Source organism: Halomonas sp. FeN2, from assembly GCF_020595105.1.
GTDB lineage: Bacteria > Pseudomonadota > Gammaproteobacteria > Pseudomonadales > Halomonadaceae > Vreelandella > Vreelandella neptunia.
Genome location: NZ_CP074200.1, coordinates 2,608,673 through 2,632,462, shown reverse-complemented (window position 1 = coordinate 2,632,462; position 23,790 = coordinate 2,608,673). Strand labels below are relative to the sequence as shown.

At 50.7% G+C, this 23,790-nt stretch carries 22 protein-coding genes, 2 tRNA genes and 3 rRNA genes; 11 read left to right on the top strand and 16 right to left on the bottom strand.

What is annotated here, in order from left to right; all coding sequences use genetic code 11:
* The first annotated feature begins 75 nt into the window (after positions 1 to 75).
* The 7 genes from fliL (at position 76) to fliR (ending at position 4,560) form a co-directional block, all read left to right on the top strand.
* Positions 76 to 552 carry a flagellar basal body-associated protein FliL gene (fliL, locus tag KF947_RS12095; RefSeq protein WP_133733428.1) on the top strand — a complete coding sequence of 159 codons (477 nt, stop codon included), beginning with the start codon at positions 76 to 78 and terminating at the stop codon, positions 550 to 552.
* Between the two features lie 21 nt (positions 553 to 573).
* Positions 574 to 1,629 carry a flagellar motor switch protein FliM gene (fliM, locus tag KF947_RS12090; protein ID WP_133733427.1) on the top strand — a complete coding sequence of 352 codons (1,056 nt, stop codon included), beginning with the start codon at positions 574 to 576 and terminating at the stop codon, positions 1,627 to 1,629.
* On the top strand, positions 1,626 to 2,153 hold the full coding sequence (gene fliN / locus KF947_RS12085; protein WP_133733426.1) for a flagellar motor switch protein FliN: 528 nt from the start codon (positions 1,626 to 1,628) through the stop codon (positions 2,151 to 2,153). Before fliM ends, fliN begins: the two co-directional genes overlap by 4 nt.
* Positions 2,150 to 2,590: a flagellar biosynthetic protein FliO gene (fliO, locus tag KF947_RS12080; protein ID WP_223289160.1), complete on the top strand. Its 441-nt coding sequence runs from the start codon at positions 2,150 to 2,152 to the stop codon at positions 2,588 to 2,590. Before fliN ends, fliO begins: the two co-directional genes overlap by 4 nt.
* A 134-nt stretch (positions 2,591 to 2,724) precedes the next feature.
* The gene (fliP, locus tag KF947_RS12075; RefSeq protein WP_273195367.1) at positions 2,725 to 3,426 is read left to right on the top strand and encodes a flagellar type III secretion system pore protein FliP; all 702 of its coding nucleotides are present in this window, start codon (positions 2,725 to 2,727) and stop codon (positions 3,424 to 3,426) included.
* Between the two features lie 68 nt (positions 3,427 to 3,494).
* Entirely contained in the window at positions 3,495 to 3,764 is a 270-nt protein-coding gene (gene fliQ, locus KF947_RS12070) for a flagellar biosynthesis protein FliQ (protein ID WP_227404069.1), read from the top strand.
* A gap of 4 nt (positions 3,765 to 3,768) precedes the next feature.
* The gene (gene fliR, locus KF947_RS12065) at positions 3,769 to 4,560 is read left to right on the top strand and encodes a flagellar biosynthetic protein FliR (RefSeq protein WP_227404068.1); all 792 of its coding nucleotides are present in this window, start codon (positions 3,769 to 3,771) and stop codon (positions 4,558 to 4,560) included.
* Positions 4,561 to 4,646: 86 nt separating this feature from the next.
* On the opposite strand, the gene flgL is transcribed toward fliR, so the two are convergent.
* The 11 genes from flgL to flgB form a co-directional block, all read right to left on the bottom strand.
* A complete protein-coding gene (flgL, locus tag KF947_RS12060) occupies positions 4,647 to 5,909 on the bottom strand; it encodes a flagellar hook-associated protein FlgL (RefSeq protein WP_133733422.1) in 1,263 nt (420 codons plus the stop codon).
* A 19-nt stretch (positions 5,910 to 5,928) separates the two neighbouring features.
* Complete coding sequence (gene flgK, locus KF947_RS12055) at positions 5,929 to 7,842, bottom strand: flagellar hook-associated protein FlgK (RefSeq protein WP_133733421.1); 1,914 nt, start codon at positions 7,840 to 7,842, stop codon at positions 5,929 to 5,931.
* Between the two features lie 62 nt (positions 7,843 to 7,904).
* Entirely contained in the window at positions 7,905 to 8,930 is a 1,026-nt protein-coding gene (gene flgJ, locus KF947_RS12050) for a flagellar assembly peptidoglycan hydrolase FlgJ (RefSeq protein ID WP_133733420.1), read from the bottom strand.
* A complete protein-coding gene (locus KF947_RS12045; protein ID WP_413614131.1) occupies positions 8,930 to 10,006 on the bottom strand; it encodes a flagellar basal body P-ring protein FlgI in 1,077 nt (358 codons plus the stop codon). Before KF947_RS12045 ends, flgJ begins: the two co-directional genes overlap by 1 nt.
* Positions 10,007 to 10,150: 144 nt before the next feature.
* Entirely contained in the window at positions 10,151 to 10,840 is a 690-nt protein-coding gene (locus KF947_RS12040) for a flagellar basal body L-ring protein FlgH (RefSeq protein ID WP_133733418.1), read from the bottom strand.
* 37 nt (positions 10,841 to 10,877) lie between these two features.
* Positions 10,878 to 11,660 (bottom strand): flagellar basal-body rod protein FlgG, encoded by a 783-nt coding sequence (flgG, locus tag KF947_RS12035; RefSeq protein ID WP_133733417.1) that lies wholly within the window; start codon positions 11,658 to 11,660, stop codon positions 10,878 to 10,880.
* A gap of 52 nt (positions 11,661 to 11,712) precedes the next feature.
* Entirely contained in the window at positions 11,713 to 12,471 is a 759-nt protein-coding gene (locus tag KF947_RS12030; RefSeq protein WP_133733416.1) for a flagellar basal body rod protein FlgF, read from the bottom strand.
* Between the two features lie 31 nt (positions 12,472 to 12,502).
* The gene (gene flgE, locus KF947_RS12025; protein ID WP_133733415.1) at positions 12,503 to 14,002 is read right to left on the bottom strand and encodes a flagellar hook protein FlgE; all 1,500 of its coding nucleotides are present in this window, start codon (positions 14,000 to 14,002) and stop codon (positions 12,503 to 12,505) included.
* A gap of 33 nt (positions 14,003 to 14,035) precedes the next feature.
* Positions 14,036 to 14,725, bottom strand: a complete 690-nt coding sequence (locus KF947_RS12020) for a flagellar hook assembly protein FlgD (protein WP_133733414.1) — start codon at positions 14,723 to 14,725, stop codon at positions 14,036 to 14,038.
* A gap of 6 nt (positions 14,726 to 14,731) precedes the next feature.
* Positions 14,732 to 15,142, bottom strand: coding sequence for a flagellar basal body rod protein FlgC (gene flgC / locus KF947_RS12015; protein WP_133733413.1), 411 nt, complete (start codon positions 15,140 to 15,142; stop codon positions 14,732 to 14,734).
* Positions 15,143 to 15,174: 32 nt separating this feature from the next.
* Positions 15,175 to 15,609, bottom strand: a complete 435-nt coding sequence (gene flgB, locus KF947_RS12010; RefSeq protein WP_223289159.1) for a flagellar basal body rod protein FlgB — start codon at positions 15,607 to 15,609, stop codon at positions 15,175 to 15,177.
* A 206-nt stretch (positions 15,610 to 15,815) separates the two neighbouring features.
* Here flgB and flgA point away from each other — a divergent pair, with 206 nt between their 5' ends.
* The 4 genes from flgA to KF947_RS11990 all read left to right on the top strand — a co-directional run bounded on the left by flgA (position 15,816) and on the right by KF947_RS11990 (position 18,171).
* A complete protein-coding gene (gene flgA, locus KF947_RS12005; RefSeq protein ID WP_133733411.1) occupies positions 15,816 to 16,532 on the top strand; it encodes a flagellar basal body P-ring formation chaperone FlgA in 717 nt (238 codons plus the stop codon).
* A gap of 98 nt (positions 16,533 to 16,630) precedes the next feature.
* Positions 16,631 to 16,897 carry a flagellar biosynthesis anti-sigma factor FlgM gene (flgM, locus tag KF947_RS12000; protein ID WP_227404067.1) on the top strand — a complete coding sequence of 89 codons (267 nt, stop codon included), beginning with the start codon at positions 16,631 to 16,633 and terminating at the stop codon, positions 16,895 to 16,897.
* Between the two features lie 13 nt (positions 16,898 to 16,910).
* The gene (locus KF947_RS11995; RefSeq protein ID WP_133733409.1) at positions 16,911 to 17,360 is read left to right on the top strand and encodes a flagella synthesis protein FlgN; all 450 of its coding nucleotides are present in this window, start codon (positions 16,911 to 16,913) and stop codon (positions 17,358 to 17,360) included.
* A gap of 70 nt (positions 17,361 to 17,430) precedes the next feature.
* The gene (locus KF947_RS11990) at positions 17,431 to 18,171 is read left to right on the top strand and encodes an SDR family NAD(P)-dependent oxidoreductase (protein ID WP_133733408.1); all 741 of its coding nucleotides are present in this window, start codon (positions 17,431 to 17,433) and stop codon (positions 18,169 to 18,171) included.
* A gap of 100 nt (positions 18,172 to 18,271) precedes the next feature.
* On the opposite strand, the gene rrf is transcribed toward KF947_RS11990, so the two are convergent.
* From rrf to KF947_RS11965, 5 genes are all read right to left on the bottom strand, one after another.
* Positions 18,272 to 18,387, bottom strand: a 5S ribosomal RNA gene (gene rrf, locus KF947_RS11985).
* Between the two features lie 151 nt (positions 18,388 to 18,538).
* Positions 18,539 to 21,436: ribosomal RNA gene (locus KF947_RS11980) — 23S ribosomal RNA — on the bottom strand.
* A gap of 251 nt (positions 21,437 to 21,687) precedes the next feature.
* A tRNA-Ala gene (locus tag KF947_RS11975) sits at positions 21,688 to 21,763 on the bottom strand.
* Between the two features lie 119 nt (positions 21,764 to 21,882).
* Positions 21,883 to 21,959 (bottom strand) — tRNA-Ile (locus KF947_RS11970).
* An 83-nt stretch (positions 21,960 to 22,042) separates the two neighbouring features.
* Positions 22,043 to 23,575, bottom strand: a 16S ribosomal RNA gene (locus KF947_RS11965).
* The 16S, 23S and 5S rRNA genes sit together here with 2 tRNA genes alongside, the layout of an rRNA operon.
* Positions 23,576 to 23,790 lie beyond the last annotated feature (215 nt).

Here is a 23,790-nt window from a genome sequence, read left to right as displayed (position 1 = left end):
TTCATTTCATCACTAGCATGAGCTTTTGGCATAATACTTTGCTAGTGATACGCATGGAGTTCACAGGAATCGCAAATGGCAGAAAAAAGCGGCGGGTCAAAAAAACTGCTCTGGATAATGATTATCCTGGTCTTGCTGTCTTCAGCAGGAGCAGCAGCGGCTATTTATATGGTTATGGATCAACGTGATGACGGTTCAGAAGACGCAGAGATGCAGCAGGCGATGGAGCGCCAGACGCCTATTTTTATGCAGATTGAACCTTTTACCGTCAATCTTGCCGATGACAGCTATGGCTCACGCTTACTCTATACAGGCGTGACACTGCGCGTGGGTAATGAAGAGAGTAAAGCCATTCTAGAAGAGCATATGCCCCAAGTGCGTAGTCGTTTGTTGATGCTGCTATCTGGCAAGCAAGCTGATGAACTGACCTCTTCGGAAGGCAAGCAGCAACTTGCGCAAGCGATTGTTGATCGACTGAACGTACCGCTGACGGAAAATCAGCCGCCGCTTGATTTGCGCGAAGTTTTATTCACCGAATTTATTGTGCAATAACCTCGGGAACTGGAGCCGTTCATGTCACAGGACGATCTACTGTCCCAGGAAGAAATTGATGCCCTACTGAAGGGCGTTAGCGGAGACGATGAGCCATCTGCTTCATCCTCCCAAGCGCAAGATGAAATACGCACTCGACCGTATGACCCGTCAACTCAGCATCGCGTTATTCGTGAGCGTTTGCATGCGCTTGATTTTATCAACGAGCGTTTTGCGCGCTATTTTCGTACTGGCTTGTTCAACCTATTACGGCGTAGCGCAGACATTACCGTTGAATCAGTGCGTTATCAGAGTTTTAGCGAGTTCTCACGCAATGTTCCCGTACCTACAAACCTGAACATTGTATCTATGAAGCCGCTACGTGGTTCAGCCCTGGTGGTATTTCCCCCTAACCTCGTTTTCATGGTGGTCGATAACCTGTTCGGTGGTGATGGTCGCTTCGTTACCAAATCGGACGGCCGGGAATTCACAAACACTGAGCAGCGTATTATACAGCGCTTGCTCAATCTCGCCATTGATGCATACCAAGAGGGTTGGAAAGTCGTTTACCCGCTTGACGTCAGTTTTTTACGTTCAGAAGTACAGTCGAAGTTTGCCAACATCACTAATTCACCCAATGAAATTGTGGTGAATACCAAGTTCAATATTGAAGTTGGCAATCTTTCGAGCAATTTTCAGATATGTATGCCATACGCCATGATCGAGCCATTGCGAGATTTGCTGGCCAACCCGATCAATGATAGCAACCACGACCAAGACGGCAGCTGGTCCCGCCGCATGGCAAGTGAAATCCGTCAATCAGAAGTAGAGTTGGTCGCTGAATTTGCTCAAATCCCCAGCCGTATTGCCCATGTAATGGGGTTGAAAAAAGGCGACGTGCTACCGTTAGATATTCCGAGCTCTATCACCGCAAGCGTTGACGGAGTTCCCGTCATGGAGTGTGAGTACGGTAGTCAACGTCAGCAGCATGCGCTGCGGGTTCTACATATGATTGACCATGCCGCTATGAATAACGCATCGTCCAAGGACTTTATTAAAGGGTCTACGCGACAGAAAGCCAAGGAATCCAAAGCATGACTGATCCCAATAAGCCTGATCAGAACGTCTCTGACGACGATTGGGCAGATGCCATGTCCGAACAAGAAGAGCCCACATCTAGCGCTGATGCTGCTAGCGAAGAGGAAGATCCTTGGGCAGCCGCAATGGCAGAGCAAGAGTCTGCTGAAGAGAACGAAGAAGCAGCTGCTGCACCAGAACCCGCGGCACCTGCAGCGAAAGCAAAAGCAGCGAGTGACGATATTTTCCGGCCGCTAAGCCCAGACAGCGGCTCCTCCCAGGCGCGTGAGCTTGAGATGATTATGGATATCCCGGTGAAACTCACCGTGGAATTGGGCCGCACGAAATTAACCATTAAGCAATTGCTAGAGCTAGCACAAGGGTCTGTCATTGAGCTTGAGGGCCTGGCCGGTGAGCCGATGGATATCTTGATTAATGGCTACTTGATTGCTCAGGGCGAAGTCGTTGTAATCGAAGATAAGTATGGTATTCGTATTACTGAAATCATCACGCCGTCTGAACGTATTCATAAATTGAACCGATGAGCGTTGCAACTCCCTCGACGCAGAACGGTTCGCTTGATGCACTGGGTAACGGTGGCGAGGCATTGATCGGCATGGCTGTTCTAGGCAAGACAGCAGCGGCTCTAGCTCTCGTCATAGCGATCATTTTAATCTGCACCGCACTTTTAAAGCGCTGGAGCAAGCATACCACTCGCCATGGCGCTCATCTGCGAATTGTGGGTAGCACTGCCGTGGGCAATCGTGAGCGTATTGTGATTGTTGAAGTGGAAGATACCTGGTTAGTCGTTGGTGTGGGCGGCGGTCGTATCACTAAGCTGCACGAGCGACCAGCCCCAGAAGAGCGCTCGCCAACCGCATCGGCTCCACCCTCACGCTTTTCGCTTCGCCTATCAAAAGCGTTAGATGCCGGTCGCCGCCCCGATCCATCCTCGCCCACCGATCCACATCAGACGCCATGAGGCATTGGATGCATCTTTCTTGGCCCTGTGCTTTTAAGAGCTGTGTTTTTACAACCGATGCTTTTACAAGCATGGTTTTGAAGAGCAAAATGGCTAAGCTCTCGCTATGGCTAGTTATTATTGCCGCGTGTTTTATGGCGAGCCCTGTGCATGCGCAACAGATTCCCGGCATTATTTCACAACCGCTAGAAGACGGCGGACAGCAGTGGTCGCTTTCACTACAAACGCTGCTCTTTTTAAGCTCGCTAGCGTTTTTACCTTCCATGCTGCTAATGATGACAAGCTTCACTCGTATCATCATTGTGCTTAGCCTATTGCGTACGGCAATGGGCACCCAGGCAACGCCGCCTAACCAAGTACTTTTAGGGATAGCGCTATTTTTAACTTTTTTTATCATGTCACCTGTATTGGCTCAGGTATACGATAACGCTTGGGTACCACTGACTAATGAAACGATTAATTTTGAAGAATTTTTGCTGCTAGCTCAGGACCCGTTCCGTGAATTCATGCTTGCCCAGACGCGCGAGCCCGATTTGGCCTTGTTCGTTCGCTTAGCGGATGTAGGGCCGATGCAAGGCCCAGAAGAGTTGCCTATGCGCGTATTATTACCCGCTTACGTCACTAGCGAACTTAAAACAGCATTTCAAATTGGCTTTACTATTTTTATCCCGTTTTTAATCATCGACCTCGTAGTCGCCAGTACCCTGATGGCGCTGGGTATGATGATGGTTCCACCTATTACGATCTCATTACCCTTTAAACTGATGCTGTTCATTTTAGTCGATGGGTGGCAGCTTATTATTGGCTCAATGGCAGAAAGCTTTTACATGATATAGCGCTTCGTTGAGTTTTTTTGTACATACGATAGGCCACGTCGTTTTATTCGGCACACAGGACTACAGCTATGACCCCTGAAATGGTGATGAGCATTGCTTACCAAGGTATGCGCGTAACGCTTCTCCTGGCTGGCCCCATGCTGCTGGCGGCACTTTTAACTGGTCTTATTATCAGTTTGTTCCAGGCTGCAACGCAAATTAATGAAATGACGCTGACGTTTATTCCTAAAATTCTGGCTGTGTTCGCGGTGCTCGTTTTTGCTGGCCCATGGTTGCTTGGATTAATTACTGATTTTACCCATCGACTATTTACCAACATCCCCAGCATGGTGATGTAACACAATGGTAGAAGTCACTTTCGCGCAGCTGCAAGGGTGGCTAGTGGCTTTTTTATGGCCGTTTGCGCGCATCACGGCCTTTATGGCCGCCTCACCTTTGTGGGGCCACTCTAGCGTTCCCAATCAAGCCAAAGTGGGCCTTGCTGCCCTTATTGCTATTGTGATTGCGCCGATTTTACCTGCCATGCCAGATATAGCGGTAATGTCCTGGGCAGGGGTGGGCATTATGATAGAACAGATTCTAATTGGCCTGGCGATGGGGCTCGTCATGCATATCATGTTCGCTGTTGTTCAAGCCGCAGGGGATTTTATCGGTCTGCAAATGGGCCTAGCGTTTGCGAGCTTTTTTGATACCTCCAGTGGTACCAACATTATGGTGCTCTCGCGCATACTCTACATGATCACCCTGCTCATGTTTTTGGCCATGAACGGCCATTTAATGGTGCTTGAAACCCTGATTATGAGCTTTCAAACATTGCCTATTGGCATTGGGACATTCAACCCGGGTGCTTTTGAGTTACTCGCCCGGTATGCGGGCACAATTTTTGCCTCAGGCATGCTACTGGCGTTACCACTGGTGGGCTCCTTGCTTACCATCAACTTGGCATTGGGTATACTGAACCGTTCCGCCCCACAGTTAACCGTCTTCAATATTGGCTTTCCCACCTCTCTTATTGTGGGGCTGATTCTGATGATGGTGTTGATGACCGATATGGGAAGCTTTTTAGAACGTTTATTTTCCCAAGGAATAGGATTCATGCAGGCACTTATTGAAGAATTGGCGCCGCTAAACTGACATGCCAGAAAAAACCATCCTTGCACGATAAATAACGTATAAGGATGGAGGGGAGTTAAGCAAGCAGCTTGTAACTTATTCTTAGCTTACATATAGTTAAACAGTGACAAACCTTTAATATCCACAAAAGCCTTTTGGGCTGCCTGCATACCGACCTGACGTAAGCTATATTCAGAAATAGCGTCAGCGTAATCAAGGTCTACCAAGTCGGACAGCGTCTGCGTGTAGTTCAGCATTCTATTGCTTCCCACGGCGTCAACCACATCAAGCTCGTTGAGGCGTGCCCCTGCGGATGCACGAACCGTTAACACATTATCAAGCGCATTATCCAAATCACGCATGGAGGTATTTAAGGTATTACGCAGATCTGCTTTCTTGGCCGGATTGTCAGCAGGATTTTCCAGTACGCGGATCGCCTGCTCCATTGTACGGAAAAGGTTGGGCTCGCGCTGCTCCCCACCGGCTTGCGCAACAAGTATAGAATCACCATTCACACCACCCACAGGCGTGCCTTCTAATTCAATCGTGACACCGGCAAAGCTTACTTGCTGGGCAGAGTCGCCGATATTACCTGTATAAGCCACGCTTGTTTGAGCAGGCACAGCAGTCCAGTTAGTACCATCAAACGTTTCTACATTGAATGTGTCATCGCTGGTGAATGTAATACGGAAGTCGGTTCCATAATCGGCATCATTAACATCTGTTACTTGTGGACCACGAAATGTCACATTACCACTATTGGGACTACCATCATCTTTCGTTGCTTCCGCAACATAGCCAGCACTACTAGGTACGCTCTTAAAAATGGTGATGCCATTATCGTTAACCGGCATCAACCGGGAAGCATCGACACGCTGCTCACGTACGTTATTATCTCCCTGATACTGCACTGTGCCATCGGCAGCTTTCACAAATGGCGGGGCATTGTCTTTATAGCCACCAAACAGATAACGGCCATTACCGTCGGTAGCATTTGCCTGGCCGATCAACGATTCATAAAGGCCCTTAAGCTCACTGGCAATTGACTCGCGGTCAACATCGCTTAAGGTGTCGCTTGATGCCTGTACCAGCAGTGTTTTCGCGCTAATCACTGCATCAGTGACACTGTTCATAATACTTTCTGACTGAGAGAGGGAATTACGTGCCGAAACGCGCGAATCTCTAAACTGCTCAGTAACAGCTTTAGCCTGGTCAACACCCACCGCCCGAGAAGCCGACTGAGGATCGTCCGAAGGATTAACCACCCGACGACCACTAGCAATTTGCTGACTAATCTTTAAGAAGTCGCTTTGTTGGCGGTTCAAAGAAGCCGTACTGGTCTCGAACATCGTCACACTGCTAATGCGCATAAATAATGACTCCTACAGGTTAGCTACGCAAACCTAAAATCGTATCGAAGATAGTTGAAGCCGTATCAATAACCCGCGCATTTGCTTGATAGTACTGCTGGAAGCGGATTAAATTCGCAGCCTCTTCATCTAAATTGACGCCTGATTCAGATTGCTGGACGGCATTAAGCTGATCCGTTAAACCTTGTCGCGCATCGAGATTAACTTGAACAATATTGGTACGGTTACCGACATCGCTCACGATAGCAGCGTAAGCACCACTAACTGAAGCGCGGCCTCCAACAACGTCTTGGCTCTGAAGATTCTGCAAGGCTAACGCGTTACGGTTGTCCCCTGCACTAGCATCACTACGACTAACCGTAAGACTGGCTGAGCCGGTGCTGGGCAGCGCATCCAGAGTAAAACCCAAACCATCAATACTGATTTTGTCTCCCGCTTCAAGCGCAGTACCAGTAGCAAGTACGGTATCGCCCCGCGTGACGGTTACAGTCGTTGCAGGTAGAACGGTAAGATTGCCAGCACCATCGACGTCTAACTTATATTCGTCACTGCTAGCGAACGCACCACTTGCAGCAGTCAACTTGCTAATATCCAGATCACCTTCGCGCTCAATCAAACGAGCAGCGGCAATCTTATCAAGATCAACAATCGCGGAATCCATACCGCCAGCAACACGACGAACCGGCTGCACCTCAAACTGATCACCGGTCTGTGCGGTGTTCAGATCGACAAACTCAACATTCACACCCCCGAAACTGAGAGTATTTGAGGCAGCATCAAAGCTTGTTTCAACCTCTGAGCCATTATCTTTACGGATTACTTCGAAGGTAGGAGGAGTTGATACCGCATCGGTCACTTTAATTGAATAGTCTGTTGCTCTCAACGCATCAATATTGTCAGGGTCAATAGCTACTTTAACGCTCGCATTACCATCATTATTAGCATTAAAGTAACCGTTTGACTGCCCCAGATTAAAAAAAGCCTTACCCTGATCGCCGTTTAAATCGACTCCTTGCTGGTGTTGGTTATTAAAAGCCACCGCTAAAGAGGCAGACAGCTGCCCGATCTGGTTTTGTGTTTTATCAAGTGTTTCGGAACGGAAACTCATTAGCCCACCTAATGCGCCTCCGCGAATCAAACCTTCGTCCAAAGCGATTAAGTTACCGTTACCGCGTGCGCCTTCTTTATAGCCGACAATAACCCGCTGGGGGTCATTGGGGGACTCAATAGCCTCGAGTTTATAAGCTGTATCACCCGTGACCAACGGCTGGCCATTCGGCAGTGTTAGATTATAAGTCTTTCCATCCTGGATATTCAGACGAATATCCATTCTTTCGTTGAGCTGTGAGATTAGATGATCCCGCTGATTCAACAAACTGTTAGGTGCTTCGCCTAACTGCGCGCGAGCCAGTGAAATTTCACGATTAATGGAGCCAATCTGTGCCGTCGTATTATTAATCTGCGTTATTTCGTCTTTAATCTGACCATTAACGCCGGATTGCAAATCCTGAAGATACCCGTCAAATGAACGGAATTGTGCTGACAGCGTATTCGCTGATCCCAAAACGCCCTGCCGCGAGGCGGGATCAGAAGGCGCGCTCGCCAAGTCTTCAAGTGAAGAGAAAAACTCTTGCATCAATGGCGCAAGCCCAGCCGCACGATCAGCTAGCAAATTATCAATTTGCGTTACTTGATTACTATAGACGTTCAGAGCACTCGACTGGGATTTGGCGTTGTTCAACTGCGCAGCAACAAAGGTATTGAACTGACGCTGGATATCCTCAACACGAACCCCCGAATTATTACTCTCGTTCAGGATAGTAATTTCCCGGTTGTAGCCAGGCGTATACACATTACTGATATTGTTGCTGGTAGTATTGAGGGCATTCTGCGCCGCATTAAGACCGCTTAATCCAATCGTAAACATGCTCATTGTTGAATTCCTTATGCCGATACCTAACTATCGACCCTGCGCAGAAAAACTTGAGGAAAAGGCTAGCGGGAATCGGCTAGGAAATTGCCGCCTGGGTTAAGTGGGCCCATAGTGTTCATTACCGCTACCAGTTTGTCCGCATAGCGGGGATCCGTGGCATAGCCACCACGCTGAAGCTCGCGCGCTGCGTGCTCGGCAGTCGGCGCTTGTACCACACCGGCATAGCGGGGATTATTGCCGATCAGGCTGGCGTAGTCAGTAAAAGCATGCTCGAACGAATCGTAAACGCGGAAAGTATCGACCACCTGCGTCCGTCGGCCATTGATATATTCGTGAGTCACGATATCAGTCGTTTCGCCCTGCCAATGACTACCCGCTTTGATACCAAACAGATTGTGGCTATTGCTACCATTGCGGGTAGGAATTTCGTGCCGCCCCCAGCCTGTTTCCAACGCTGCCTGGGCTAGAATTAATTCAGCAGGCACTCCGGTAGTCGCACTGGCCGCCTGGGCAGGGGCTGTTAGCGTTTGCATAAATTGACCGACATACCCTGATCCATGTTGCTCTAGCGGCGTTAACGCGGGCTCATCTAATGCCCCCCTCTCCACGCCCTGGCGAATGGCCTCTAGCTCGGCTAAGAATTGACCGTTGCCCTGCGCATTTGTGGTTCCACTCGTGTCAGCGTTAGCCACGTATGAATCGTCAAGCACACGAGGAGTACCACGAGGTATACCAGCTATCAATGCTTGTAACTCTTGATCGGCATTGGGCTGCGCTTTTGAGATGGCGCCTTGGCGCTCCAGCTGTTCAACAAGGACATCAGCAAGGCCCATTCCACGCGATGCCATCACCTGTGACCACTGCTGATCCAGCATCGATTGATAGGTATCCGTCGCACTGCTGTTCATCAACTGTGAACTGGGTGTCGCGTCGCGCATACTTTTCATCATCATTTGAATAAAAAGTGCCTCAAACTGCTGGGCGGCACCATTTACACCAGCCTCAGGGTCGACGCGAGCGGTGTGTTGAAGTCGCTGAAAACCATTCATATCCAGAGCGAACTGGCTGGTCATATCACTTGCACTCATTAAATAACCTCCAGCTCAGCACGCAGTGAACCCGACGCTTTCAATGCTTCCAGAATTGACATCAAGTCTTGAGGGGTAGCACCTAACGCATTCAGTGCATTGACCACTTCGTTGAGCTGCGCACCCTCTACGATTTGTAGATAAGCCTCTTGTTGTTCAATATCGATATCCGCGTCGGGTACTACAACCGTCTCACCCTCTCCAAAAGGGTTAGGCTGGCTAACACCAAACTGGGTATCAATCATGATCGACAGGCTGCCGTGGGCTACTGCGGCCTCTCTTAACGTGACGGCACTGTTCATCACTACTGAGCCGGTACGTGAATTCAGTACAACCCGGGCCGGCGCTTGAGTCGGCGTTACCTGGACATTCTCAACACGGGCCATAAAATTGACCCTGGCATTATCATCTGTAGGGCCATCTAGGGCGATTACACGGCCGTTGCGCGCATAGGCGACTGACTGGCCAAACTCGTTATTGATCGCCGTCACCATGCGCTGAACGGTGCCAAAATCTGAATCGTTCAGCTGTAACTCCAGCATGCCACCGTTGCCGCCCAGGTTAAGGGGCACTTCCCTTTCAACCATCGCGCCATTGGGAATACGCCCTGATGCCTGCTGATTGATCTGCACGCTGCTGCCTCCCGCTTGGGCGCCCGCCCCACCGACCAACATGTTGCCCTGGGCAATGGCATAGGTATCACCATCGGCACCTTTTAAAGGTGTCATTAACAGCGTTCCACCTCGCAAGCTGCGGGCGTTGGCAATCGATGAAACGACGATATCTAAGCGCTGTCCTGGCCTTGAGAATGGCGGGAGATCAGCCGTTACCATCACGGCAGCCACGTTACGCAGTTGCAAGTTCGTGCCGGCAGGTACAGTCACCCCTAGCTGAGATAGCATATTGGTCAGGCTTTGACTGGTAAATGGTGCCTGCGTCGTTTGGTCACCGGTGCTATCAAGACCCACCACCAGGCCGTAGCCTACCAGTTGGTTATCGCGGACACCGGCAAAGCTTGACAATTCACGAACGCTTTCCGCCTGGGCAGGCAACGACAATAGAGCCATCAGCACCATGGCCCCAAGTTGAACAGCCCAAGCATTCATTGTTCGACGGCTATTTATCCACAAACTACTTAGCCGCATCGCTCTAGCACGCTGTCGCTCTTTCATTGGGTGACCTGTCATTGGCAGCTCTGCCATTAGTAGCTTCCCATAACGTTAGAAGGGTGAGACGTTTAAGAAGAAACGCTGTAGCCAGCCCATGTGCTGAGCTTCGTTAATGTAACCGTCACCCACATACTCAATTCGCGCATCCGCCACCTGAGTGGAAGGAACAGTATTTTGCGCTGTAATAGTGCGTGGATTAACCACACCTGAAAAACGAATAAATTCCGTGCCTTGATTGATGGCAATTTGCTTTTCACCACGCACGCGTAAATTACCGTTATTCATTACTTCTAATACTGATACCGTGATAGTACCGGTAAAGGAGTTATTGGCCTGCGACCCACCACTACCGGCAAAGTCATTCTCACCTGAAATATCAAAGCCGTATTCCGCAAGCGTATCAAGAACATCAGGCAACTGTGCAAGCTCCAGGCTAGCGCTACCGCTGCGCCCTGCATTGGATTGAGAATTTTTGCTCGCACTGACTTCCTCATCCAACACAATGGTCAAAATATCGCCCATGGCACGGGGGCGACGATCCTCAAAGAGTGGTTGATACCCTTGCCTGGCCTGATAAATAGAGCCATTGGGGATGGGTGGAGGGCGATCAACAATGCTGATCTGCTCTTGCTCACCCACCACTGATGCTCTTGGAACTTGAGCGCAGCCGGCTACAACCAATAAAAAAAGCACCAGTCCTGCTAGCGCAATACGACGTGACATGTGGTGCAACTCCAGCATAACGCAACCTATAAGTAAGCCCGATGAGTAACGCTTGTTACAGCTGGCTTAAGCGTGCCAACATTTCATCGCTGGTGGACACCGCTTTACTATTGATTTCATAGGCGCGCTGGGTCTGGATCATATTGACCATCTCTTCAACGACATTGACGTTAGACGTTTCGACATATCCTTGGAACAGCCGTCCAGCACCATTAATACCCGGTATATTCTCATTGGGAGCACCGGATGCACCGGTTTCCAGGTAGAGGTTGCCACCGAGGCTCTCAAGGCCAGCTGGATTGATAAAGGTACTGACGGTAATTTGCCCCACCTCATTATCCTGGGCAACGCCTGGCTGACGGACGCTGACAGTGCCGTCCTCACCAACGCTTACTGAAAGCGCATTTGCTGGCAGGAAGATAGCAGGCTCAACCGGATATCCATTCGCCGTTACCATCTGGCCATTCTGGTTTAGCTGAAAACTGCCATCGCGGGTGTATGCTGTTGTGCCGTCAGGCATGAGTACCTGAAAAAATCCCTGACCATCGATCGCAAGGTCGCGGGAGTTGTCGGTCTGCTCCAGGCTTCCCTGGGTATGTAGGCGTTCTGTAGCTACAGCGCGCACACCGGTACCGATCTGCATACCCGAAGGCAAGCGATCCTGTATGTTGTTTTGAGCCCCGGGCTGACGCATATTTTGATATAGCAAATCCTCAAACACTGGACGTGAGCGCTTGAAGCCATTAGTACTCACGTTGGCTAGGTTATTTGAAATCACGTCCAACTTGGTTTGTTGCGACTCCAAGCCGGTTTTAGCAGTCCACAAAGACTTAATCATAACTATGCTCCGTAAGCCGAGTGACGAACTTCAGCTTGAATAATGACCAACATCAACCTTGAATAGACAAAATACCATTGGCGCGCTGAGCATTTTCATCAGCGGTGCTCAGCACTTTCATTTGCATATCGTAGCGCCGTGCCACATCTATCATTGAAACCATAGCATCCACAGCACTAACGTTACTGCCTTCAAGGGCACCGCTAATCAGCTTGGCATTTTCGTCTGCGGGCAAAGCGCCAGGCAACCCTTCTTCATTCGGTAAAGCTCGAAACAGTCCGTCTTCACCGCGCGTTAAAGCGCCATTTTCAGGTGTCACCAGCTTGATGCGCCCAACCTCGACAAGTGCTTCGGGACCTACGCCCTGTGGAATGGCACTAATTGTTCCATCGGCACCCATTGAGACTTGTGCCCCTTGAGGGATCGCAATTGGGCCACCATCACCCAGCACAGGGCGGCCAACGCTTAGCAACACACCATCACTATCGATCTGCAGGTCACCACGGCGTGTGTAGGTTTCCGTGCCATCATCGGCCTGCACCGCCATCCAGGCATCCCCCTGCATTGCGACATCAAGGGTGCGGCCCGTATATTCAACGGGCCCCTGAGCAAAATCGCTGCCCGGCGTAGTGGTTACCGCCGAGGTACGTGTGGCGAGCAGAGCGTCCCCTTGCACGGGAACCGAACGAGCGACCTGTAGCTGGGCACGAAAGCCGGTAGTGGTCACATTCGATAGGTTATTACTCACCACCGACTGCTGATCCATTGCGTTCTTCGCACCACTCATGGCGGTATAGAGCATTCGATCCACGTTGCTGACTCCTTACCTCAATAAGCCACTATTAAAGATTAATAATGGTCTGCAGGAGCTCGTCCTGGGTGCTAATTGATGTTGAATTAGCCTGATAGGCACGCTGCGCGACGATGGTATCCACCAGCTGTTTTGCTAAGTCCACGTTTGAGTTTTCGAGTACGCCAGACTCAATCGTTCCAAAAACGCCCGTACCACCGGTACCAATAATGCCAATACCCGATGCATTGGTTTCACGCCATGCGTTATCACCAATCGACTGCAAGCCCTCTTCATTGGCAAAATTGGCCAATACAATTTGTCCAGCATCGCGGCGTTCTTCGTTAGTATAAATACGAATAACACGGCCATCGCGGGTAATTTCCAAGCCTGACAAACTGCCAGATGTATAGCCATTCTGGGTCAGCGTGTTCTGCACTGAGTTATTGTTGAACTGCGTCGTTCCTGTCAGCGTCAGGTTGTAACTCAGTTCCTCAGCACCATCGCCAACAATAAAGTCTAGGTCTGCAAAAGCTTTGGTAAGAGCTGCACTATCAACTGCTGGCTGGTCAAATGCGAGAGCGGCCGTTTCACCATTGGCTGTAGTCGCTTCAGCGAGGGGATTTCCTGCGGCAAAAGAGAGCTGGTAACCAGCATCAGCGACGCCCACTATCGCGTCTTCGTCTCGGACACCATTCCCCGCTGCATCAAGGTCGCTATATTTAGCAAGCTGTCCGTTGCCATTAAATTTTAAAAAGAAGGCGTTATCTAGGTCTGTTGCAGCGCCAGCTGCACCGCTAAATGAGAGTTTCCCATCGACGGCTTGAAAAGCCTTCCAGGTATTATCACCTATCTTTTCATAGTACATGGTGACATTGCGTTCATTACCCAGGGAGTCGAAGGTCGTGAAGCTATTGGAGTAGTGGTACGCAACCTCGATTTCTAGTGGATCACCACCAGCAGCATAGGCACCCGTATTATCCACCGTAATTAAATTGCCAGCCTCATCCTGGGCACGAACAAGTGATGTCTGTGTGCCCTGTCCCGGCACTGTACTGGCATCCAGGTTGTATGTCGCCGTCGCCTGCGCCGTCGCCTTGGCGGGAATGTCAGCAGCCGGAATTTTTAGCGCCTCAGGCGCGCCGCCTGGCACGACAGCCGAAAACGGGTCATTCGGATCAGAAAGGCCATAGCCGGTTAAACGTTGACCGGCGGCGTTGACCAAGTAGCCTTGATTATCCTGACTAAATTGACCGTTGCGGGTATACGCGGCCTCCCCACTGGTTTGCTCAACACGGTAAAAGCCGTCACCCGCCACAGCTAGATCTAACGTACGTCCGCTGGTCTCTAAATCACCGGCGGTAAAGTCCTGGCGCACATCTGAGATTTTCACGCCAAGGCCCACTTGGCTACTTGCACCCGCGAATACATCAGCAAATATCGCACCTGAGCTTTTAAAGCCTACGGTTTGAGAGTTGGCAATATTATTACCTAAGATTTTTAGGTTTTCCGACTGGGCGTTGAGACCACTTAATGCTTGAGAAAAGCTCATTTCTCTCTCCTAGAAACAGTTAATACTTTGCAGTCAAAGAATTTGTTTGACGTCATTAAGGCTGATTTGACCATAAATCGCGCCAAGATCCAGTCGGATACCGCCGTTGCCATCATTAGGCGTGACACTATTGACGATGGCATAGTTAAGCGCGGTTGATTCGATTACCTCGCCTTCACCGTTGGTTGCTTCTAACTGAATGGTATAGCGATTACTGGCGACCACTTCACCTTGATCATTTTCACCATCCCACTGAAACGATTGCACGCCCGCATCAACAGCCCCTAAGTCATAGCGACGAATAACTTGGCCGCCCTGACCCAAAATGGTCGCCTGAACATTAGCGGCAGGCTTGGCGAGTTCAATACCGAATGGTGTTGAGTAGGGCTTACCTTCACTATCTTGTTCCAGCATAATCTGACGCCCGGGCACCATTACGCCTTGACCGATCAAGCCGCTCGCCTGCAATGCCTGGTTAGCATCCATCTGGCTGGTAATACTCTGTAGCGTGCTATTCAGCTGCTCAATACCGCTCACGGTATTGATCTGAGCAATCTGCGACGTCATCTCCGCGTTTTCCATCGGCTTGAGCGGATCTTGATTCTGTAGTTGGGTAATCAATAGCGTCATGAAGCTATTACGCAGTTCGTCTGATTGGCTCTGCTTTAACTGGCTGCCGCCCCCATTGATGGCTGCCAATGTGCTCGGGTTGATTGTGTTCATTTTTTATTACCCCTCACCCAGCGACAGCGTCTGCATCAGCATCTGCTTACTGGTATTAAATACTTCAACGTTGGCTTGATAAGAGCGCGATGCAGAAATCATATTGACCATTTCATGCACCGGCTCGACATTAGGCTTTGCCACATAGCCTTCTTCATCCGCCGCAGGATGACTAGGCATATACTCCATACGCAGGGGCGAATCGTCTTCCACTACTTCGGTGACGCGCACACCACCAACGCCATAGCGGTTGCTTTGCGCCTGGGTCTCAAACATCACCTGTTTCGCTCGATAGGTTTCACCATCAGGCCCAGCGACACTGTCGGCATTGGCCATATTGCTAGCGGTAACATTCATTCGCTGGGACTGGGCGCTCATTGCCGAGCTGGCAATATCAAACGCGGAGAACATTGACATCGTTGGTTAACTCCTCACTAATTTGGCCTGGATTATTCGGGCTGCATGGCATTTTTCAGCCCTTGAATACGGCTATTGAGCATCGTGAGTCCGACTTGATAACGAACGGCGTTATCAGCAAACTGCGTGCGCTCACGATCCATATCAACCGTATTTCCATCCAAACTAGGCTGGTCGGGAATGCGGTAAAGTAAATCGGCGTTGCCCGCTCCGCGCCATGCGGGGCCTTCTCCAGCAATATGACTACCAGAGGTACGCGCTAAAGTCAGACCGCCGCCGGCATTGCTAGATGCACTCTGAGTACCGTCTACTGCTTTTTTAAGCTCACTAGCAAAATCTATGTCACGCGCTTTATAGTTAGGCGTATCGGCATTGGCAATATTAGCTGCCAATATTTCGTGGCGTGCCTGGCGTAGACTCACTGCTTGCTGATGAAAATTAAAGGCAGATTCCAGTTGATCAATCATGCCGACCCTCGCTTGAGGCATAAAATAAAATGGATTTTGTTGATGATGCAGAATACGACTTGAACCGTCAGCCTAAAGCATGGAACAGCTGGTGTTTCTGCCAGCATTTCACGTTATACGGCTGCTACCTTTTCGCTACACTGGGCAATGAGTCCTCTACTTTGCTCTCCTCTCTCTAACTAAGCTCCCAAGCAAGCGACCCCCCTATGCTACGATCGCGCTTTACTAAGCCAAGCACGCTTCGCTACTGGCAAGTTATTCTCTTTTTGACAATCCTATGCGCTACTGCTTTTACCAAAGCGCAGGCTGACGACGACGAACTACTTCAACAAGTGCATCAGTTTTTGTACGAAGAGACACGCGCTTTAGGTGAAGAAGTGGTCATTGACCTACGGCCACCGTCGCCACATTTACCGGAATGCGTCCAACCGGAGCCTTTCTTACCTAACGCAAATCAAGCCCCCTTGGGCCGCGTTTCCGTTGGTGTACGCTGCGGTGAAGACAGCCGCCAAGTCCGCTACTTGCAGGCCCAAGTAGATGTCATCGGTAATTACGTGGTGGCGGCAAGAGATATTGAGCGGGGTACACTGATCACTTCAAGCATGCTCAGCGAACGCGGTGGCAACCTTGGCGACCTGTCGGCTCAGGCGCTGACCGCTGAAGAAGATATTGTGGGCAAAATAGCTCAACGCCCCATTCGCAGTGGTAGCGCCTTTTTGGCCCATTATTTACAAGCGCCTCATTTAGTTGAACGCGGGCAGCGCGTTACTGTCGTAGCTGAAGGTTCGGCTTTTCGCGTTTCACGCGAAGGCGAAGCGCTTGAAAATGGTGCTCTTGGTGATCGGATTAGAGTTCGTTTTGGTTCACGGGAAATTATGACGGCCCGCGTCACGGATCGAGGCATTTTGGTGGTAGATTTTTAAGCCGCCACCTAAAGTTATACCCAGCCCTGCCGATAGTTACCTTTATACAAGCTATACTAAACGCAAAGCGCATCGACGCTGACGATGAGGCAGACGACGTGAATATTGATAACATTAATTCGCTGTTACGCTCTAACCAAGCCCAGCAGCGTGATGAAACGCAAAAAGCTAGCAGCGTAAAACCAGCTGCACCGGGTGGTGCTACGCGCGAATCGACTCAGTTGAGCCAGACAAGTACTGATGAATCTCAGGATATCGATAGCGCCAAAGTTGAAGAAATTCGTGACGCTATCCGCGAGGGCCGCCTTGAAATGAATGCTGATCGCATCGCAGATGGCCTAATTGCAAATCTTAAAGATTTTTAAGGGGGCGCTTTAAATGAGCCTTGCATCCTTGCTTACCGATCAACAACAACGGATTGATGAATTAATTTCGTTGTTGTCCAGCGAGCAAAATTTATTGACGCAGGGTGACATTGACGGTGAGGCACTATCTAAAGTCGCGCTAGATAAGCAGTCATTAATGAATGAATTAGAGCGCATAGAGACTGTGCGCCGCAACGTACAAAAACGTCTTGGATATGCCGACGGTGCTGACGGTGCCAAAACGGCAGCTCATGATGCAGGCTGCCAGACAGCCTGGAAAAGCTTGCTCGAAAAGAGTGAGCGCGCTTCGCGCATGAATGAGTTAACGGGACAGATGCTTTCAGTTCGGATGAAGCATAATCAGGCAATGCTTGATTACATTCGCCAAATCGCAGAAAAAACACTCTATAGGCCTGATGGTCGCAATAGCGCCCAACCGGGCAGAATCAACGCTTCCGCCTGATCTCTCTCGACAAGCCTTCTGCATAGCGTTTCAATGAAAGCCTTCACTAGCAGGATTGCAAAGGCTTCCCATGTTAAGTTTACTGCCTCATCACTATACAGCGCTGGTTGTAGGCGCATCGGGAGGAATAGGTGCTGCCATCATTGAGCAGTTACTCTCTTCCTCTCAGGTCGGCCACATTATTGCGGTAAGCCGGCAGCCACCACGAATTGACAACCCCCGTCTTACACACCTAATGCTTGATGTTTCTCAAGAGCAGGGACGGCAGGCACTTAAAACAGAACTAGCCTCGCAGCCAATCCACTTCTTTTTTAATGCCATCGGCATCCTTCATGATGAGGCGCAACGACTGTTGCCCGAGAAGCGCCTTGATCAGCTTAGTGTCGAAAGCCTTGCGCAAACAATGAACATCAATGCCTTTGTGCCAATTTTATTGCTAACGGCACTGAAAGACTCTTTCAAAGGGTCACACCCTTCAGTGATTGCCAGCCTTTCGGCTCGTGTTGGCTCAATAGAAGATAATCAGCTAGGAGGCTGGTACAGCTATCGTGCCAGCAAAGCAGCGCATAACATGTTGTTTAAGACAGCCTCCATTGAGCTCAAGCGGCTTAATAAGCAGTCGTTAGTGCTTTGTCTTCACCCTGGCACCACTGACACAGCCCTCTCTAAACCTTTTCAAAACCGAGTACCTAGCGAAAAGCTATTTACACCCGCATTTGTAGCAGAGAAGCTGCTGGCAGTCATCGCTCAGCGTACGCCTGAAGATAGTGGTACTTTTTGGGCTTGGGATGGCAAATCTATCGACTGGTGAGGTGTTGATGTTTACCCCTCACTCCTCACTATTTACCCCTCACGCTCATGCAAAAAAAATCCCCCAAGGCACCAGCCCTGGGGGATTTTTCATAATAAGTGCCTGACGATGACCTACTCTCGCATGGGGAGACCCCACACTACCATCGGCGCTAAGCGGTTTCACTTCTGAGTTCGGCAAGGGATCAGGTGGTTCACGCATGCTATGGTCGTCAGGCGTAACTGTTAATGTACATCATGCTGACTGTTTTTAACTAAATTGTGAGCGTCTTATCGCCTGCCGCCCTGGCAGTCTGTTGCCTGGGCCACACGCTGCGTATCCGGCATTCATTCACGTCATCATCACGACCAGACCCCTTGGGTGTTATAGGGTCAAGCCTCACGGGCCATTAGTACACGTTAGCTCAACGCCTTGCAGCGCTTCCACACCGTGCCTATCAACCAGCTGGTCTCGCTGGGCCCTTCAGGAGGCTCTAGGCCTCAGGGATGTCTCATCTTGAAGGGGGCTTCCCGCTTAGATGCTTTCAGCGGTTATCCCGTCCGACCATAGCTACCCGGCAATGCCACTGGCGTGACAACCGGAACACCAGAGGGTCGTCCACTCCGGTCCTCTCGTACTAGGAGCAGCCCTTCTCAAACATCCAACGCCCACGGCAGATAGGGACCGAACTGTCTCACGACGTTCTAAACCCAGCTCGCGTACCACTTTAAATGGCGAACAGCCATACCCTTGGGACCGACTTCAGCCCCAGGATGTGATGAGCCGACATCGAGGTGCCAAACACCGCCGTCGATGTGAACTCTTGGGCGGTATCAGCCTGTTATCCCCGGAGTACCTTTTATCCGTTGAGCGATGGCCCTTCCATACAGAACCACCGGATCACTAGAACCTGCTTTCGCACCTGCTCGACGTGTCTGTCTCGCAGTCAAGCACCCTTATGCTCTTGCACTCAATGCACGATGTCCGACCGTGCTGAGGGTACCTTCGTGCTCCTCCGTTACTCTTTAGGAGGAGACCGCCCCAGTCAAACTACCCACCACACACTGTCCTCGATCCGGATAACGGACCTGAGTGAGAACGCCAATGATGCCAGGCTGGTATTTCAAGGTTGGCTCCGCCCGAACTGGCGTCCGAGTTTCAAAGCCTCCCAGCTATCCTACACAGGCAACATCAGCGTCCAGTGTGAAGCTATAGTAAAGGTTCACGGGGTCTTTCCGTCTAGCCGCGGGTACACCGCATCTTCACGGCGATTTCAATTTCACTGAGTCTCGGGTGGAGACAGCGTGGCCATCATTACGCCATTCGTGCAGGTCGGAACTTACCCGACAAGGAATTTCGCTACCTTAGGACCGTTATAGTTACGGCCGCCGTTTACCGGGGCTTCAATCAAGAGCTTCGCCTTGCGGCTAACACCATCATTTAACCTTCCGGCACCGGGCAGGCGTCACACCCTATACGTCCGCTTGCGCGTTAGCAGAGTGCTGTGTTTTTAATAAACAGTTGCAGCCACCTGGTATCTTCGACCGGTTCGGGCTTAGAGAGCAAGTCTCATCACCCTACGCCGGCGTGCCTTCTCCCGAAGTTACGGCACCATTTTGCCTAGTTCCTTCACCCGAGTTCTCTCAAGCGCCTTGGGATTCTCACCCTGACCACCTGTGTCGGTTTGGGGTACGGTCGCACATGATCTGAAGCTTAGAGGCTTTTCCTGGAAGCGTGGCATCAGTGACTTCCTGACCGTGGTCAGTTCATCTCGTGTCTCGGCCTTAAAGGATCCCGGATTTACCTAAGATCCAAGCCTACTCACTTTCACCAGGACAACCAACGCCTGGCTCACCTAGCCTTCTTCGTCCCCCCATCGCAACCATGTCCGGTACGGGAATATTGACCCGTTTCCCATCGACTACGCCTTTCGGCCTCGCCTTAGGGGCCGACTCACTCTGCTCCGATTAGCGTCGAACAGAAACCCTTGGTCTTCCGGCGAGGGAGTTTTTCACTCCCTTTATCGTTACTCATGTCAGCATTCGCACTCGTGATACCTCCAGCGAACTTCTCAATTCACCTTCATTGGCTTACACGACGCTCCTCTACCGCGAATCCATATCGAAATATGAACTCACCCGTAGCTTCGGTACCTGGTTTAGCCCCGTTACATCTTCCGCGCAGGCCGACTCGACTAGTGAGCTATTACGCTTTCTTTAAAGGATGGCTGCTTCTAAGCCAACCTCCTAGCTGTCTGAGCCTTCCCACATCGTTTCCCACTTAACCAGGATTTCGGAATCTTAGCTGACGGTCTGGGTTGTTTCCTTTTCACGACGGACGTTAGCACCCGCCGTGTGTCTCCCACGCTCTACTCACCGGTATTCGGAGTTTGCCTCGGGTTGGTAAGTCGGGATGACCCCTAGCCGAAACAGTGCTCTACCCCCGGCGGTAATACGTGAGGCGCTACCTAAATAGCTTTCGAGGAGAACCAGCTATCTCCGAGCTTGATTAGCCTTTCACTCCGATCCACAAGTCATCCAAATCTTTTTCAACAGATCCTGGTTCGGGCCTCCAGTTGATGTTACTCAACCTTCACCCTGCTCATGGATAGATCGCTCGGTTTCGGGTCTATATCCAGCGACTGTGTCGCCCAGTTAAGACTCGGTTTCCCTACGGCTCCCCTATACGGTTAACCTCGCCACTGAATATAAGTCGCTGACCCATTATACAAAAGGTACGCAGTCACAGAACAAGTCTGCTCCTACTGCTTGTACGCACACGGTTTCAGGATCTATTTCACTCCCCTCTCCGGGGTTCTTTTCGCCTTTCCCTCACGGTACTGGTTCACTATCGGTCAGTCAGGAGTATTTAGCCTTGGAGGATGGTCCCCCCGTCTTCAGTCAAGGTTTCTCGTGCCCCGACCTACTCGATTTCACATGATCAGATTTTCGACTACGGGGCTATCACCCGCTACGGCCAGACTTCCCAATCTGTTCGCCTAATCATTCACATGCTTAAGGGCTGGTCCCCGTTCGCTCGCCGCTACTAGGGGAATCTCGGTTGATTTCTTTTCCTCAGGGTACTTAGATGTTTCAGTTCCCCTGGTTCGCCTCTTACACCTATGTATTCAGTGTAAGATACTGACCTTATGGCCAGTGGGTTTCCCCATTCAGAAATGTCCGGGTCACAGGTTGTTGCCACCTCACCGAACCTTATCGCAGGCTACCACGTCTTTCATCGCCTCTGACTGCCTAGGCATCCACCGTGTGCGCTTAATTGCTTGACCCTATAACCCGAAGGAGTCTGGGGTTCGCAATAATCACGTTTCATTTTGCCGGATACGCTGACGCGTATCACAATTTAAGAAGCACTTCTTGCGAAGTGTTCTTGTCAGCATGATATACATTGTTAAAGAGCAGCTGTTCAATGAACAGTGATAAAGCAGTGTGCGATAACTAAAACAACAGCACAGTGACTTATCAGTGGTCACGAAACATTCACAAACGGTATTGAAGGTTAAACAGGCTAGTAATGTAATGGTGGAGCCAAGCGGGATCGAACCGCTGACCTCCTGCGTGCAAGGCAGGCGCTCTCCCAGCTGAGCTATGGCCCCATCTAGTAGTCACTCTTCGTCACAGTCACCTCTGGCCAATTTTATTTAGCGCAAGGCATTTTATGACGACGCATAGCCTGCTATGCGAGTTATAAAATAACGCAGCGATAGATAAAATTTGGTGGGTCTGGGCAGACTTGAACTGCCGACCTCACCCTTATCAGGGGTGCGCTCTAACCAACTGAGCTACAGACCCAAGAGGGGATCGTGCTTTTACCGTTTGCTCTATATCTGATCAGGTAATTCATTGTGGACGCTTACCGACTGTGACGCATCGGTTAAGGAGGTGATCCAGCCGCAGGTTCCCCTACGGCTACCTTGTTACGACTTCACCCCAGTCATGAACCACACCGTGGTGATCGCCCTCTTGCGTTAGGCTAACCACTTCTGGTGCAGTCCACTCCCATGGTGTGACGGGCGGTGTGTACAAGGCCCGGGAACGTATTCACCGTGACATTCTGATTCACGATTACTAGCGATTCCGACTTCACGGAGTCGAGTTGCAGACTCCGATCCGGACTGAGACCGGCTTTAAGGGATTCGCTGACTCTCGCGAGCTCGCAGCCCTTTGTACCGGCCATTGTAGCACGTGTGTAGCCCTACCCGTAAGGGCCATGATGACTTGACGTCGTCCCCACCTTCCTCCGGTTTGTCACCGGCAGTCTCCTTAGAGTTCCCGACATTACTCGCTGGCAAATAAGGACAAGGGTTGCGCTCGTTACGGGACTTAACCCAACATTTCACAACACGAGCTGACGACAGCCATGCAGCACCTGTCTTACAGTTCCCGAAGGCACACCAGAATCTCTTCCGGCTTCTGTAGATGTCAAGGGTAGGTAAGGTTCTTCGCGTTGCATCGAATTAAACCACATGCTCCACCGCTTGTGCGGGCCCCCGTCAATTCATTTGAGTTTTAACCTTGCGGCCGTACTCCCCAGGCGGTCGACTTATCGCGTTAACTTCGCCACAAAGTGCTCTAGGCACCCAACGGCTGGTCGACATCGTTTACGGCGTGGACTACCAGGGTATCTAATCCTGTTTGCTACCCACGCTTTCGCACCTCAGTGTCAGTGTCAGTCCAGAAGGCCGCCTTCGCCACTGGTATTCCTCCCGATCTCTACGCATTTCACCGCTACACCGGGAATTCTACCTTCCTCTCCTGCACTCTAGCCTGACAGTTCCGGATGCCGTTCCCAGGTTGAGCCCGGGGCTTTCACAACCGGCTTATCAAGCCACCTACGCGCGCTTTACGCCCAGTAATTCCGATTAACGCTTGCACCCTCCGTATTACCGCGGCTGCTGGCACGGAGTTAGCCGGTGCTTCTTCTGCGAGTGATGTCTTTCCTAATGGGTATTAACCACTAGGCGTTCTTCCTCGCTGAAAGTGCTTTACAACCCGAGGGCCTTCTTCACACACGCGGCATGGCTGGATCAGGGTTCCCCCCATTGTCCAATATTCCCCACTGCTGCCTCCCGTAGGAGTTCGGGCCGTGTCTCAGTCCCGATGTGGCTGATCATCCTCTCAGACCAGCTACGGATCGTTGCCTTGGTGAGCCATTACCTCACCAACTAGCTAATCCGACATAGGCTCATCCAATAGCGGGAGCCGGAGCCCCCTTTCTCCCGTAGGACGTATGCGGTATTAGCCTGGGTTTCCCCAGGTTATCCCCCACTACCGGGCAGATTCCTATGCATTACTCACCCGTCCGCCGCTCGTCAGCATCTAGCAAGCTAGATCTGTTACCGCTCGACTTGCATGTGTTAGGCCTGCCGCCAGCGTTCAATCTGAGCCATGATCAAACTCTTCAGTTTAAGATCTATGTGATCCTTACATGTCACCCAAAGGCAACAAAAGCGGATCAAACTTGGCTCAAGGTTCAAACGAATTCATTCAAAACAGATCCCAAAGGACGAATCCTTTAAAACCCTATTGCTTGAGTCGCTTGCCTTGATATTGGGTGATTTGTCACCAACATCAGCAAGCGCCCACATGAATTACCTGATCAAATTGTTAAAGAGCTGTTTCG

What these genes read in the sequence shown, in the direction of transcription:
- fliL (WP_133733428.1), top strand. Translation starts at nt 76, where the DNA reads ATGGCAGAAAAAAGCGGCGGGTCAAAAAAACTGCTCTGGATAATGATT.
- fliM (WP_133733427.1), top strand. Translation starts at nt 574, where the DNA reads ATGTCACAGGACGATCTACTGTCCCAGGAAGAAATTGATGCCCTACTG.
- fliN (WP_133733426.1), top strand. Translation starts at nt 1,626, where the DNA reads ATGACTGATCCCAATAAGCCTGATCAGAACGTCTCTGACGACGATTGG.
- fliO (WP_223289160.1), top strand. Translation starts at nt 2,150, where the DNA reads ATGAGCGTTGCAACTCCCTCGACGCAGAACGGTTCGCTTGATGCACTG.
- fliP (WP_273195367.1), top strand. Translation starts at nt 2,725, where the DNA reads ATGGCGAGCCCTGTGCATGCGCAACAGATTCCCGGCATTATTTCACAA.
- fliQ (WP_227404069.1), top strand. Translation starts at nt 3,495, where the DNA reads ATGACCCCTGAAATGGTGATGAGCATTGCTTACCAAGGTATGCGCGTA.
- fliR (WP_227404068.1), top strand. Translation starts at nt 3,769, where the DNA reads ATGGTAGAAGTCACTTTCGCGCAGCTGCAAGGGTGGCTAGTGGCTTTT.
- flgL (WP_133733422.1), bottom strand. Translation starts at nt 5,909, where the DNA reads ATGCGCATTAGCAGTGTGACGATGTTCGAGACCAGTACGGCTTCTTTG.
- flgK (WP_133733421.1), bottom strand. Translation starts at nt 7,842, where the DNA reads ATGAGCATGTTTACGATTGGATTAAGCGGTCTTAATGCGGCGCAGAAT.
- flgJ (WP_133733420.1), bottom strand. Translation starts at nt 8,930, where the DNA reads ATGAGTGCAAGTGATATGACCAGCCAGTTCGCTCTGGATATGAATGGT.
- KF947_RS12045 (WP_413614131.1), bottom strand. Translation starts at nt 10,006, where the DNA reads ATGGTGCTGATGGCTCTATTGTCGTTGCCTGCCCAGGCGGAAAGCGTT.
- KF947_RS12040 (WP_133733418.1), bottom strand. Translation starts at nt 10,840, where the DNA reads ATGCTGGAGTTGCACCACATGTCACGTCGTATTGCGCTAGCAGGACTG.
- flgG (WP_133733417.1), bottom strand. Translation starts at nt 11,660, where the DNA reads ATGATTAAGTCTTTGTGGACTGCTAAAACCGGCTTGGAGTCGCAACAA.
- flgE (WP_133733415.1), bottom strand. Translation starts at nt 14,002, where the DNA reads ATGAGCTTTTCTCAAGCATTAAGTGGTCTCAACGCCCAGTCGGAAAAC.
- KF947_RS12020 (WP_133733414.1), bottom strand. Translation starts at nt 14,725, where the DNA reads ATGAACACAATCAACCCGAGCACATTGGCAGCCATCAATGGGGGCGGC.
- flgC (WP_133733413.1), bottom strand. Translation starts at nt 15,142, where the DNA reads ATGTCAATGTTCTCCGCGTTTGATATTGCCAGCTCGGCAATGAGCGCC.
- flgB (WP_223289159.1), bottom strand. Translation starts at nt 15,609, where the DNA reads ATGATTGATCAACTGGAATCTGCCTTTAATTTTCATCAGCAAGCAGTG.
- flgA (WP_133733411.1), top strand. Translation starts at nt 15,816, where the DNA reads ATGCTACGATCGCGCTTTACTAAGCCAAGCACGCTTCGCTACTGGCAA.
- KF947_RS11995 (WP_133733409.1), top strand. Translation starts at nt 16,911, where the DNA reads ATGAGCCTTGCATCCTTGCTTACCGATCAACAACAACGGATTGATGAA.
- KF947_RS11990 (WP_133733408.1), top strand. Translation starts at nt 17,431, where the DNA reads ATGTTAAGTTTACTGCCTCATCACTATACAGCGCTGGTTGTAGGCGCA.